Origin of the sequence: Marinobacter gelidimuriae, from assembly GCF_000372805.1 — a bacterium.
Lineage (GTDB): Bacteria > Pseudomonadota > Gammaproteobacteria > Pseudomonadales > Oleiphilaceae > Marinobacter > Marinobacter gelidimuriae.
Map to the genome: position 1 here is coordinate 1 of NZ_KB889926.1, position 12,610 is coordinate 12,610.

At 52.1% G+C, this 12,610-nt stretch carries 10 protein-coding genes and 1 tRNA gene; 1 reads left to right on the top strand and 10 read right to left on the bottom strand.

Going from position 1 to position 12,610, the window contains the following annotated elements:
* Positions 1-427: 427 nt before the first annotated feature.
* From A3OI_RS23235 to A3OI_RS0115995, 10 genes are all read right to left on the bottom strand, one after another.
* Positions 428-763, bottom strand: coding sequence for a hypothetical protein (locus A3OI_RS23235; protein WP_018405243.1), 336 nt, complete (start codon positions 761-763; stop codon positions 428-430).
* Complete coding sequence (locus A3OI_RS0115955; protein WP_018405244.1) at positions 763-1,194, bottom strand: hypothetical protein; 432 nt, start codon at positions 1,192-1,194, stop codon at positions 763-765. Before A3OI_RS0115955 ends, A3OI_RS23235 begins: the two co-directional genes overlap by 1 nt.
* Before the next feature lie 228 nt (positions 1,195-1,422).
* A complete protein-coding gene (locus tag A3OI_RS0115965) occupies positions 1,423-4,599 on the bottom strand; it encodes a type I restriction endonuclease subunit R (RefSeq protein ID WP_018405246.1) in 3,177 nt (1,058 codons plus the stop codon).
* A gap of 120 nt (positions 4,600-4,719) precedes the next feature.
* Positions 4,720-5,613 (bottom strand): virulence protein RhuM/Fic/DOC family protein, encoded by an 894-nt coding sequence (gene rhuM, locus A3OI_RS20545; protein ID WP_018405247.1) that lies wholly within the window; start codon positions 5,611-5,613, stop codon positions 4,720-4,722.
* Positions 5,614-5,688: 75 nt separating this feature from the next.
* A complete protein-coding gene (locus A3OI_RS0115975; RefSeq protein ID WP_018405248.1) occupies positions 5,689-6,873 on the bottom strand; it encodes a DUF4268 domain-containing protein in 1,185 nt (394 codons plus the stop codon).
* Entirely contained in the window at positions 6,866-8,044 is a 1,179-nt protein-coding gene (locus tag A3OI_RS21290; RefSeq protein ID WP_081622961.1) for a restriction endonuclease subunit S, read from the bottom strand. Before A3OI_RS21290 ends, A3OI_RS0115975 begins: the two co-directional genes overlap by 8 nt.
* Positions 8,029-8,331, bottom strand: coding sequence for a restriction endonuclease subunit S domain-containing protein (locus tag A3OI_RS22865; protein WP_155903183.1), 303 nt, complete (start codon positions 8,329-8,331; stop codon positions 8,029-8,031). The genes A3OI_RS21290 and A3OI_RS22865 overlap by 16 nt, the downstream gene beginning before the upstream one ends.
* Positions 8,321-10,036: a class I SAM-dependent DNA methyltransferase gene (locus tag A3OI_RS0115985; RefSeq protein ID WP_018405250.1), complete on the bottom strand. Its 1,716-nt coding sequence runs from the start codon at positions 10,034-10,036 to the stop codon at positions 8,321-8,323. Before A3OI_RS0115985 ends, A3OI_RS22865 begins: the two co-directional genes overlap by 11 nt.
* Before the next feature lie 334 nt (positions 10,037-10,370).
* A tRNA-Pro gene (locus A3OI_RS0115990) sits at positions 10,371-10,447 on the bottom strand.
* A 155-nt stretch (positions 10,448-10,602) separates the two neighbouring features.
* The gene (locus A3OI_RS0115995; RefSeq protein ID WP_018405251.1) at positions 10,603-12,249 is read right to left on the bottom strand and encodes an FMN-binding glutamate synthase family protein; all 1,647 of its coding nucleotides are present in this window, start codon (positions 12,247-12,249) and stop codon (positions 10,603-10,605) included.
* A gap of 180 nt (positions 12,250-12,429) precedes the next feature.
* On the opposite strand from A3OI_RS0115995, the gene A3OI_RS22260 reads away from it, so the two are divergent.
* The coding region (locus tag A3OI_RS22260; protein ID WP_018405252.1) for a transposase at positions 12,430-12,610 on the top strand (181 nt) is incomplete at its 3' end.

Consider the following 12,610-nt stretch of genomic DNA (forward strand, 5'->3'; position numbering starts at 1 on the left):
GTGTAAACACCGGTCTAAAAGCGCTGCTATTTGCCGAATATCCACACAGTCAGATTTTTCCTCAGATCGAAAATCCATAAAACATTGCACAATTCAGGCTGGTCATTCACGAGATTGGAAATAGATAAGCCAAGCAATATCGTTTTACTCGGGCTATAAAGATGCTGTCGGTGAGAAAGGTATGACGCCAAGAATGATTTGACAGTCCTAACTGACGCCATACCCCTCAAAATCGTGCAGGCGCACGACCCAATGATTGTTACACACTTTGGGATCAAATCCAGCCCTCATCGACCTTTAGCTGTCGATGCAAACTTCAAGTCGCCTATATCACTGCCTCCTTTGCCATGCACAAGTCATTATTTGTTCTCGTTGTGATCGCGGTCATCGTTATTGCACTGATGGGTGTTCTGAAGAGGCTTCGGTTTTATCCATTTCTGAATGCTTCAGCAGATTCTTTGGGCAACCATTCTATGGAAATTATGTTACCTGCCACATTCACCATGCCTTGGCTGGCATTGGGCTGATTATTTTGGCCTCGATATTCAAGCAACGTGTTCAGGAGTTCCATCAGGTGAAATTTGAAGCCAGAATTTTTGATGGTTTCGTAGTCGTCATCGTCGAACTGCAAGGTAACGGAGTCTAGCTGGCCGACTTCTGATTCACTGAAGAAGAGCACCCGACCAGTGATGTTGCTATCGTTTAGATATTGTCCAGCGAGTTGATCCAGGCGTGCCTGATCGAAACTTGCGTCATAGGTCATCAGGTTTCCTCTTTTGCGTTCACATACCCGGATATCAGCCCAATAAAGCGTTGCTTGCTGCTTATGTCATCCTGTTTTCTGTTCCACCATGGGCAAGCAGGATGGTGCACCCCTTTTGATTTCTGCTTCAGGCGTTTGCCTACGGTTCTTTTTGCCTTGGTGGAAACAAACACAACGTGATCTGGTTGAATGGCTTCGATTACCTGATCGACGGTAGTTACGGCAATTTCAACGTCCAGCTTTGAGTTTTTAATGGAAGCGCCAGTCTTGGCCGGCCTCTGGAAAGCGTTCATAAACGCGATCTGCCGAAACACGCTGTCGTTTGCCGGAAGACCTGCCTTTATCAGAGCAGACTCAAGCTGGCGGTAAATAGCGTGCCCTGGAGCTTTCCAGCCATGAAGAGATTTATTCAGAATACCCCTGGTGCGCATCCACTTTTGCTCTTCAGGGTTTAAGTTTTCTTCTGATCTCTCGTACCAGCTTTCTGTATCGATATGTACTGTGCTTTCGCGCGGAAGATAGTGGCTCTCCGCAAAAGTATTTTGGGGTAAATAGTCCCGTAGTCAGAGCCAACGAAGGGTTTCAGTAACGGGTATTGCTGGTAGATTTCAATAGAGTCCAGCTTGTTATCAAAGTTTTCCGTGTAGTAATGCATTACTTCATCCTGTCCAGTGATTTGATAGCGCTTCCGCTTGTTCCATAATCAATGCAATCGCCGCCGGCGCTTTGTCAGGTGGGTATTTGTAACGCTGCAGAGTTCTGCGCACCAGAATACGCAATTTCGCCCGCACGCTTTCCCGTACCTGCCAGTCCACGGTGGTGGATTTGCGCAGCTTGTCGGTAATCTCCACGGCAATTTTCTTCAGGATCTCATCACCCAGCTCCCGCACGGCACTTTCATTACTGGCCAGAGCGTCGTAGAAAGCGATTTCATCTGGGTTTAGGCCTAACGCCGCATCCCGCTCCATTTCTGCCTGGAACTGCTTCGCGAGTGCGATCAGCTCTTCGATGACTTGGGCGGTTTCGATGCCCCGGTTGTTGTACTTGCGCAGGGTTTCTTGCAAGCGGTCAGCGTACTTCTTCTCCTGCACCACGTTGTTGCGGGTCTTGGCTTTGATGTCGTCGTTCAGCAGCTTTTCCAGCAGCTCGACGGCGAAGTTCTTGTAGGGCATCTGCCGAACGTCTTCCAAAAATTCCTCGGAGAGCAGGCCGATATTGGGCTTGTCCAGGCCGCAAAGGGCGAACACGTCGGTTACGCCACCACCTATCAGCGCGTTATCCAGGATCTGTTTTAGAACAGATTTTTTGTCTTCCTCGGTTAGCTTCTTGTCTACGCTGGTGAACTTGGTGATCGCCGTTTTCACCTGGGACAGAAAGGCCACTTCTTTTTGCAGCGCTTGGGCTTCATCCAGCGTGGCGCAAAGCGAGAAAGCCTTATTCATGGCCAGCACGGTATCCAGAAAGCGTTTCTTACCGTCGTCCAGGCCCAGAATGTAGTTGGCGGTGGGCACAAGCAATTTGTAGGGCTCGGTTTCAAAGCCGGCGTAGTCGAATCCTTTGCCTTTGGGGCTCGGTGCGAACATGCCGTGGATGATGTCTAGCTTCTCCAGCAGTATGGCGAAAGCCTCTTCTGCGCTATGGGTAGGCGAGCCTTTGCCTTTGGCGTCGGTGTAGGTTTTCAGGGCCTGTTTTAGCTCGTTGGCAATGCCGATGTAGTCCACCACCAGGCCGCCGGGTTTGTCTTTGAATACGCGGTTTACTCGGGCAATGGCCTGCATCAGGTTGTGGCCCTTCATGGGCTTGTCCACATACATGGTGTGGCAACAGGGCGCGTCGAAACCGGTCAGCCACATATCCCGCACGATCACCAGCTTGAGCGGGTTGTTTACGTCCTTGAAACGCTTTTCCAGCCGTTTCTTGGTTTTCTTGTTGTGGATGTGCGGCTGGAGCAAGGCTCGGTCGGCAGCGGAACCGGTCATGACAACCTTGATAGCGCCTTTCTCCGGGTCATCGTCGTGCCACTCCGGGCGAATGGCGACGAGTTCGTTATACAGATGGGCTGCAATCTCGCGGCTCATGGCGACAATCATAGCCTTGCCTTCGATGGTGCTGTTGCGAGTCTCGAAGTGCTTCACCAAATCTTCGGCTACCTGCGTCAGGCGGGGGCCGGCGCCTACCAGTTTTTCCAGTCGACTCCATTCGCCCTTGGTTTTCTCCCGGCTGCCAATGTCCTCATCGTCTTCAACGACTTCTTCTACCTGGTCAGACAGTGCTTCGATAGCGTCGTGGTTGATGTCCAGCTTGGCCAGGCGGGATTCGTAGTAGATGGGCACGGTTGCGCCATCGTCGACGGCATCCTGAATATCGTAGATGGACACGTAATCCCCGAACACGGCGCGGGTGTCTTTGTCTTCGTTTTCGATAGGGGTGCCGGTAAAGCCGATGAATGACGCATTGGGCAAGGCATCGCGCATGTGGCGGGCGTAGCCGAACTTATAGGTGCCGTCTTTCTTCAGGGTGGCTTTCAGGCCGTACTGGCTGCGGTGGGCCTCGTCTGAGATCACCACGATGTTGTGCCGGTCGTTCAGAATAGGGTGGCCGCTCTCGTCGTTCAACAAGGCAAATTTCTGTACCGTGGTGAAGATGATCCCGCCAGATTCTCGTTCCGCCAGCAGTTGGCGTAATGTGTCCCGGTCTTCTGCCTGCACCGGTTCTTGTTTAAGCAGTTCCTTGGCGGCACTGAAGGTGGCAAAAAGCTGGCCGTCAAGGTCGTTGCGGTCAGTGACCACAACCAGGGTTGGGTTGTTCATTTCTGGCTGTTGCAGCAACTTGCCGGCGTAACAGCACATAGAAATGCTTTTGCCAGAACCCTGGGTATGCCATACCACGCCGGCTTTCTTGCTGCCGGGCACTACTTCGTCACCGTAAGTGGCGCGTTTTTCGCCGATGCCACCGCCACTCATATCCTTGGCGGCAACCACTGTGGCCCGCACCGCTTCACGCACGGCATGGAATTGGTGGTACCCAGCGATCTTTTTGATCAGTTTTTCGGCATCGGTTTCGAAGATCACAAAGTAACGGATGTAATCCAGGAATAGCTCCCGGTCGAAGAAGCCCCGCACCATGGTTTCCAACTGCCACTCTAGCAGTGGCTTATCGTCTTCGTTCTTGACGGTGCGCCAGGGCATGTAACGCTCCTGGCTGGCGGTGAGCGAGCCCACACGGGCAAGGTAGCCATCACTGACAATAGCGGCTTCGTTGTACGCGAACAGGTCGGTTACTTCGTCTTTGTAAGTCTGGATCTGGTTGAAGGCGTCCCAAATGTCGACATTCTCAGCACCGGGGCTTTTTAGCTCCAGCACCGCCAGCGGTAGGCCGTTAATGAAGCAAATGATGTCGGGCCGGCGAAGCTGCTTGGAACCTTCGAGGGTGAACTGGTTGATGGCGCGAAAGCGGTTGGCGGTCACGTCGCCGAAGTCCACCAGAAACGCCCGATCGTGAATCATCCTGTCGGGCTCACTATTGGACGCTCTGGGCAGTTTGTATTCAACCGGTACGCCATCCAGCAACAGTCGATGGAAGGCGCGGTTGCTGATCGCCACATCCAGGCTTTGCGGTTTGCGCACCACATCCACCGCTTGCTCAACGGCGCTCTGGGGCAGGTGAGGGTTAATGCGGCGAATGGCCGCCTCAAGATCAGCAAGCAACAATACTTGTCGGTAATCGGCCCGCTCCGGTGATGGGCCATCCGGTGCCAGGTCAGGCCCGTGAGCTATCTCCCAGCCACCCTTAGCAAACCACGCCAGGCATTGTTGTTCCAGCTGATCTTCCGTCATATCTCAGTCCTATTTCCCTTCACCTTTAACTTCGGCGGGCTCCTTCAGCATCATGAAATGCTCAATCAACCGAATCATCAGTGTTTTCTGATCCGGCAGGCTTTCAGCAACCAGAAGGGCCTATGCCACTAGGGTATTGTCATTGATAAGTTGTTCAACCGGCTTTGCCAGCAAGGACGCGTTGCGGCGCAGATACCACAAAAACAGGAAAGAGCCGCAGCGCTTATTGCCGTCGGCCAGCGGGTGATTTTTGATTACAAAGTAGAGCAGGTGAGCGGCGCGGGTGGCAATGTTCGGGTAGAACAGCTCATCACCGAAGCCCTGTTCTATGGTAGCCAGGGCCGATGTAAGGCCATCCCCGCGGAGCTGGCCGAACAGTTCGGTGGCCTCGCCTTTGGCAATTAAGGTTCGCTTCAGCTGGCCAATGGCCGTCAGTGCTTCGTTCAGCTCTAGTGGCTGCATATCAATCTGCTTGATACCCACTTCGGCCAATTGTTGTTCGTCATAGCCTTGCAGCAGGGTCCATGAACGAGCGTAGTCACTGATGACTCGGGCAACGGCTTCGCCTTTGGTAGAAACCATGCCTTGATTAGTCAGTGTGCGGCTTAGCAAACTAACTGCTTGCTCGAACTCAATGCCGCGTTCCGTGAGCCGGCGCTGGTTTAGGGTGTAGCCTCGAACCAAGTGATCTTTGAGTACACTGGTCGCCCACTGTCGAAAGTGGACACCACGCTGGGACTTGACGCGATAGCCGACGGAGATGATGACGTCGAGAGAATAAGTAGTCACTGGCTTGTCTGATTCAGCAATATGCATTTTTTGCATATTGCTCATCTCTGGAACTTCGCTTTCCTTGAAAACATTACGAATGTGGCGAGAGATCACCGATTGGTCGCGGCCGAACAACTCACACATCTGTGTCTGATTAAGCCAAACGGTCTCCCGCTCGATCGCTACTTCAAGCTGGGCTTGCCCATCGCTTGAGGTGAAAATCCGTACCTGTTGTTCAGTCATGACAGTTCCTTGTCTAGAGTTCCTTTTGGCGGCGCATATTGCTCGCGAAATCCAAAGCTACCAGAGATTCCGGCGTTATTCCCCATCCTGAACCGGTTCCTTGTTCAGGTCTGTGGTTTTCAAGTCCTGCTTAATCTTCTCCAGCGGGCCGCTAAGGGCTTGCTCCAGCCGTACCATATGTTCCACCAGCCATTGGATCATTTCTGGCCAGTTCGCCTTGTCGTAGCCGTTGACCGGTTTGGCAAAGACGATTCGGCAGGCTTTTCGATTAGGCAGTGGCTGCCAGGTAAGCGCGGCGCCAAATTTTGTTTCGATGTGTGTCTTCTGGCTTTCCAACCGATCAAATGCGAACTGATTTGCTTCAGCTTGCGAACGTGACATGTAGAACTCCACCCGCACTTCGTTTTTGCTGAAGATTAGGTTGAATACCATTGCAGATAGCCCGGAGCCAGCCGATAGCCAGTGGTCTTTGTTCGGGCTGATGTTGTTATAGAGGCTACAGCTACTGTGACTGAATGCATCCAGTGCTTGCTCCCAGAAGGCCAGCCGCAGTCGGTGGCTATTAAGCTGCTCGTGGCTGGCACTCTTTTCCTCGGCTTCTTTGGCCATCATGCCGATCATGAAGTCTTCCGCTTCTGGCGTGGGGATTATCTGCTCCACGTTTAAGAATAATTCTGCGCCGGCCTGGTAGGGCGTTACCTTAAAACACTGGCAAATAACGCCGAACTGGCTGAGCCACAGCACGGTGTTGGTAACTTCTTTGCGATAATGGGCGGCTACCAGAATCAGGCGCTGGCTTTTCAGGGTGTTCAGCTGCACCGACTGCAAGTCATCCGCTTGCAGAAATTCCAACAGAATCTTTTCAGCATTGGCGGGTTCTGCGCTTTCAACTTGAGCTTTTTGGTTAAGGTAGCGCTGAAAAATCTCTACTACCTGCTGCTTTTTCAGGTTGGCGCAGTAGCTGGCGTATTTCAGAGCCTGCCACACCACATCCCGGCCGCTGTCATCGAGTTTATTTTCGATTATGACCAGGTTGCCGTCTTTGTCGATGGCCAGCAGATCCAACCGCTCGCGAGTGTCGTCGAAGCCGTCAAATTCTTTTTGAATGATTAGTAGTTCGTCACCTTCGCCCGGGGACAGCGCCTGGGGGTAGTTTTCCAGCCATTCTTGCAGGTGCTTGCGTTCGGTAAATCCTAGGTCGGTGAAGCGTTTTACTTCTAGTGGTTTTATGCGGTTGGCGGCTGGGTCTATTTTAAACATTGGCAGTTTCCTCAGCTTCCGCAAGGTAAGTTTCAGCGTCTGGAATGGAGAGTTCGCCCGAGAGAAGTTTGGGGAGTAAGGCGTCTCTCAATGCAGTTAGTCGTTGAGATTCATTTCGCATCGATACAGCCATGGAAAGTAGTGATTTAGAAATAGTTTCAAAGCATTGCATTAGCTCGAATGACGGTGAGACGAATTCTATATTCTTCAAGTGTGAGGAGGGACGAGCTATCGAAGGAACACCTACCTGGGAGGCGTTTGCCAGCAACAGATGCTGACCAAGGTATGAACGAAAGAAATACAGCATAAAATTTGGGGATGCTTTTTTCTTATCCACTCTAAGATAAAATTGGCGTTGTGAAATCACGTACCGGGAGTATTCGGCTTCTTCAGGTATTAGCGACACTTGGCCAATTGTCCCAGCGTGCGTAAAAATTATATCGCCTGGGTACACATTTGAGTTCCTCAGCCTGTCTGCATGTTCCTCTGTAATAAATTTGTTATTTCTGTCAGAGAGCAGCGTTTCTTTCAGGTGCTGACCGCTTATAATTGGTACCCCACAAGAAACAAATGTTGATACTTTGATATTTGATCCAAAAGGACCCATCGCAATTTTTTCGGAGAGTTCTTCTGTGCGAGTAATGCCCCATCCCTCCGGAATCTCCCCCAACTCACTATCCTGCATTGCCGACGGAAACAGCTCTGCGGTGGCGCGGAGCTCGGCGTATTGCTCGGGCTGATCGGCCTGAAGGCGGGCGAGTTTCTCAGAGGCGCCTGTGGCGGATGCGTCAGCATCCAATAGAGAGGTGCCGGAAATGGCCTGCATGGCGGCGAGCAGGGCGCCTTCTTCGCTGCCGCCGGCCTCCAGTGTGGCGATTTTGGCTTTGACCGGCTCCAAATCGACAAACCAGCTTTTGAAGATGGCTTGGGCTATTTGCTCGAGGGTCTGGTTGATTTGGTGGTTTAGCTGGATTTTGTCGTCCAACTGGCCACAAGCATCAGCTATAAAATCTTCAGTCTGCCGATCAAATCTCGGTATTTCCAAGTTTGAAATTGCTTTTAGGCTTAAAGTTTTTTGAGTCGAACCTACGACTGATGAGTCTATCTGGTGTTTTAATTGAGGTGAATTAAGCGCAAGGAAAAGATAGCGTGGGTTTATCTTGGGGATGATTGCAGATGTATTCTGCCCAAGACAAAACCGATGTCCTCTACATAGGCAGTATTTCCATAGCTCCCTACCCGAGTTATGACAATGTCACCTCTTGATGGTTTGTACCGGCGTGAGAATTGTTCATAAACCTCATCATCAACGCTATGCGTTCCATCCAATTTTAACGGACCGTACTTCACATCTGTTGCCCGAACCATTGGTCGACCAATGGTGCTATATTTCGGAGTTTTGTGAAGTGAATCTATAATTTCTGCTATTTCACCAACCCGACTGGTTTTAAATTTCATACCCCAGCCCCCTAATATTCCGCTTAATTGCAGCTTCTAGCCGGTCACCCTCGGCAAACTGCTCCCGCAACTGCCCGGTCAGACGTGTCATCTTCTCAACAAAGGGCTCGCCATCGTCTTCTATTTCCTGCGCGCCGACATAGCGTCCCGGTGTCAGAACAAAGTCGTGCTTTTTGATCTCCTTGAGGCTGGCGCATTTGCAGAATCCCGCTATGTCTTCGTAGCCATCACCGCGCTGCCATGCGTGGAAGGTGTCGGCGATTTTGGCGATGTCATCAACGGCGAAATCGCGCAGTACCCGATCGCGCATAAAGCCGAGGTTGCGGGCGTCAATGAACAGCAACTCTTGCTGCCGGTTGCGTTTCTTTTCGTTGCGTACCGTTCCGTTGGCTTTGTCTTTGGTCAGGAACCAGATACAGGCCGGGATCTGGGTGTTGGTGAACAGTTGGCCGGGTAGGGCGACTATGCATTCCACCAAGTCTTCTTCTATCAGGCGTTTCCGGATTTCGCCTTCGTTGTTGGTGCTGGAGCTCATGGAACCGTTGGACAGCAGCAGAGCCATGCTGCCGGTGGGCGCCAGGTGGTGCAGCATGTGTTGCATCCAGCCGAAGTTGGCGTTGCCTTTGGGTGGAGTGCCATATTTCCAGCGGGCGTCTTCTGTCAGGGATTCGTTCCACCAATCTTTGATATTGAAGGGCGGGTTGGCCATCACAAAATCGGCACGCAGGTCTGGATGTTGATCGTCCAAAAAGGTGTCGGCGTTTTTCTTGCCGAAGTTGAAGTCGATGCCCCGAATGGCCATATTCATGGCGGCCAGCTTCCAAGTGGTGGGGTTGGATTCTTGTCCGTAGACGGAAATATGCTTTTTCTGTTCAGCAGCGTCGTAGTGCTGTTCACTGGCGTGTTGTTCAATGAACTTGTCGCTGGAAACGAAAAATCCGCCCGAGCCCATGGCGGGGTCGTACACGCGGCCGGAATAGGGTTGCAGCATTTCCACAATCAGGGTGACGATGCTTTTCGGCGTGTAATACTGGCCGCCCTGCTTACCTTCAGCCAGGGCGAATTGGCCCAGAAAGTATTCGTACACATGTCCGAGGATGTCTTTGCTTTGCAGCTCCAGCTTTTCACCTTCAAAAATCGGCTTGGTGAACGAAGTGTCGGAGAAGGTGTTGATCAGGCCTAGCAGCTTGTCGTTATCGAGCTGATACTGGCTGATTCGGTTCAGAATGCCTTTGAGCTTTGTGTTGCTCTTTTCGATGTCTTCCAGGGCATTGTCGATCAGCCAGGAAACGGAGCGCAGTTTTACATCATTGCCAACATCGTCTTGCCAGAGAACAGTGCCTACGGGGAGTACCGCTTTCTCTTTCAGGGTGTTCCAGCGGCCCGGTTTGGGTACCCAGAACACGTTGACTTCACGGTAGTAATCTAATACTTCCAGCTCTTTAATCAGCGCCTGTTGGTATTCCTCGTCGTTATCGAAGTCTTCCCGGGGCATTAAGTAGATGTTGTCGTCGCTGTCGGTCTTGAACAACTCCAGCAACTCTTCCTGGCGCTCCTCGAAGGCGTCAGAGACGTACTTCAAGAAGATCAGGCCTAGCACTACGTGTTTGTAGTTGGCTGCGTCTAGGTTAGCGCGGAGCTTGTCGGCGGCTTTCCAGAGTTTGTCGTCCAGAGCTTTAAGGAATTGCTGTTCCGTGTTGTGCATTGTTCAGATGTTCCCTTTGCAAAGTAGCGGCTTTCTTGGCTGCTAATACAGCGTAAAGACACGGAGCGACAGGCTGTGTCGTTTCGTGCGTTTTGTTTGTTTCAGAGTGTTACTGGTAAGACCGCGGGCGTGTCGGCTACTAACCACTCGTTATACCGTTGTTTTACTTGAGTAGGTTGGGCAAGGCAAGGTGTGGGCGTGGTTCAGAAAATTCGAATCAATCGACTTGCCGTTATTGGTGGGGCAAAAGGTGGGGCAAAAACGAAGGCCGAGAAGAAGTGTCGGCCATAAAAAAATCCAACCGCCGTTAAGTGATTGGATTTTCTAGGGTATTTGGTCGGGACGGTAGGATTTGAACCTACGACCCCTTGCACCCCATGCAAGTGCGCTACCAAGCTGCGCTACGCCCCGATTTGCTAATTTCTGCCTGCCAAAAATGGTGTTTTGGCGGCGTAGACCAATGAGACTTAAAGAGGAATCTCAGTGGCTTAGCGGGAGCGAATATTACACGAGAAGATTCCAAAAAGAAACACCAACCGGCGAAAATGTGCGGGTTTTAGCGCGCATTAACGTAATTTTGTTTCTCGCAGTTTGGACACGAATTCGGGTGGGGCGAAGCTATCCGGATTAGATACTCTCCAGTACTTGTCGAATACGGTCAGGCCGGTGTTGCCTTTCAGCAGCGCACCAGGCTCGATAAACGGAAACAGGTCCAGATAGGAGGCAACTTCGGTTTTCGATACCCGGCGAATGATATGTTCCGGGCCTAGCTCGGAGGGGTGGTTCAGCCCGCCCGCTTGCAGCAGATTTTGCAGGGCTTCCAGGGTGTTTTTATGGAAGTTGTAAACCCGTTCACTTTTCAGGGGTACATCGATTTTTTCACCGCGTCTTGGGTCTTGAGTAGCAACGCCGCTAGGACAGCGGCCAGTGTGGCAATTCATGGCTTGAATGCAGCCCAGCGAGAACATGTAGCCGCGCGCTGAGTTGCACCAGTCGGCCCCAAGCGCCAGCGTGCGGGCGATGTTAAACGCCGAGGTGATTTTCCCTGCGGCGCCGATGGCGATGTTTTCACGCAGGTTGCAGCCCACCAGGCTGTTGTGTACCAGTAGCAGGGCATCGGTCATTGGCATGCCCAGGCGGTTGATAAATTCAAGCGGCGCCGCGCCAGTGCCACCTTCGCCGCCATCCACGACGATAAAGTCAGGCCGTCTTCCAGTTTTCAGCATGGCTTTTACAATGGCGAACCACTCCCACGGGTGACCCAGGGCGAGCTTGAAGCCCACCGGCTTACCTCCAGACAGCTCACGCAACTGATCAATAAACTCTAGCATTTCGATGGGCGTCGAAAACTCTGAATGCGCTGCAGGTGATACGCAGTCTTTACCCACTTCAACGCCGCGGGCCTCAGCAATCTCCGGTGTTACTTTTGCACCGGGCAAGATACCGCCGTGCCCTGGTTTGGCGCCTTGAGATAGTTTGAGTTCAATCATTTTTACCTGATCGAGTTGGGCGTTTTCAGCAAAGCGTTCGGCATTAAAGCTGCCGTCTTTGTTGCGGCAGCCGAAGTATCCGGAACCGATCTCCCAAACCAGGTCGCCTCCTGGCTGGCGGTGATAGCGGCTGATAGAGCCTTCGCCGGTGTCGTGGTAGAAGTGGCCTTTTCTGGCACCGGTGTTCAGGCTGAGGATGGCGTTCGCCGACAGTGAACCAAAGCTCATGGCCGAAATGTTGAATACGCTGGTGTTATAGGGCTTTGCGCAGTTTTTGCCGACGGTCATGCGAAAATCACAGGTGTTTAGCTGGGTAGGGGCCAGTGAATGGCTCATCCACTCAAAGCCTTCCTCATACATATTCAGCTGAGAGCCGAACGGGCGCTTGTCGAGAATGTCTTTTGCACGCTGGTACACAATGGTGCGCTGCTCGCGAGAAAACGGTCGTTCGTCGGTGTCAGACTGAATGAAGTACTGACGGATTTCCGGGCCAATAGCCTCAAACAGATAACGGAAATTGGCCATAATCGGGTAGTTGCGGCTAATCGTATGGCGACGCTGTAACAGATCGTAGGTCCCCAGCATGCTCAGGAGCCCCGTGAGGGCAGTGACAAACGCCATTGGCGTGTAGATCAGAGATAACGGAAGCGACATGAAAAAGGTCACAACACAAAGAATGTAGACGGTGTAACGAACAGGTACCGGGTTCGTTAACTTGGGCATTAAGCGGGCCTCCTTAGGCGAGTGGAGGGTTGGGAGGTTGATTTACGCCCTCTATGGGCAGGGAGATGACTTTGATATATGGAGCACAAAACCATAAACTGACCTGATTACTCACGTTAATCAGCCACGCTGCCGCCATACTGGCATATACTGATCATATACAGTACAGGAGGCAATCTCATGGCACGTAACCCAATCCAGTTCCAGCCCGGCCTGTCGTTGCCGGCTTTTCTCAAGCAATACGGCACAGAAGCACCGTGCCAGGAAGCCCTTTTCCAGCACCGCTGGCCCAAGGGATTTGTGTGCCCTGACGGCGGCAATGCTACCGGCTGCCGGCTATCGAGGGGGCATTACCAGTGCC

What these genes read in the sequence shown, in the direction of transcription:
- A3OI_RS22865 (WP_155903183.1), bottom strand. Translation starts at nt 8,331, where the DNA reads ATGAAATTTAAAACCAGTCGGGTTGGTGAAATAGCAGAAATTATAGAT.
- A3OI_RS0115965 (WP_018405246.1), bottom strand. Translation starts at nt 4,599, where the DNA reads ATGACGGAAGATCAGCTGGAACAACAATGCCTGGCGTGGTTTGCTAAG.
- A3OI_RS23235 (WP_018405243.1), bottom strand. Translation starts at nt 763, where the DNA reads ATGACCTATGACGCAAGTTTCGATCAGGCACGCCTGGATCAACTCGCT.
- A3OI_RS0115995 (WP_018405251.1), bottom strand. Translation starts at nt 12,249, where the DNA reads ATGCCCAAGTTAACGAACCCGGTACCTGTTCGTTACACCGTCTACATT.
- A3OI_RS0115975 (WP_018405248.1), bottom strand. Translation starts at nt 6,873, where the DNA reads ATGTTTAAAATAGACCCAGCCGCCAACCGCATAAAACCACTAGAAGTA.
- A3OI_RS0115985 (WP_018405250.1), bottom strand. Translation starts at nt 10,036, where the DNA reads ATGCACAACACGGAACAGCAATTCCTTAAAGCTCTGGACGACAAACTC.
- A3OI_RS0115955 (WP_018405244.1), bottom strand. Translation starts at nt 1,194, where the DNA reads ATGCGCACCAGGGGTATTCTGAATAAATCTCTTCATGGCTGGAAAGCT.
- rhuM (WP_018405247.1), bottom strand. Translation starts at nt 5,613, where the DNA reads ATGACTGAACAACAGGTACGGATTTTCACCTCAAGCGATGGGCAAGCC.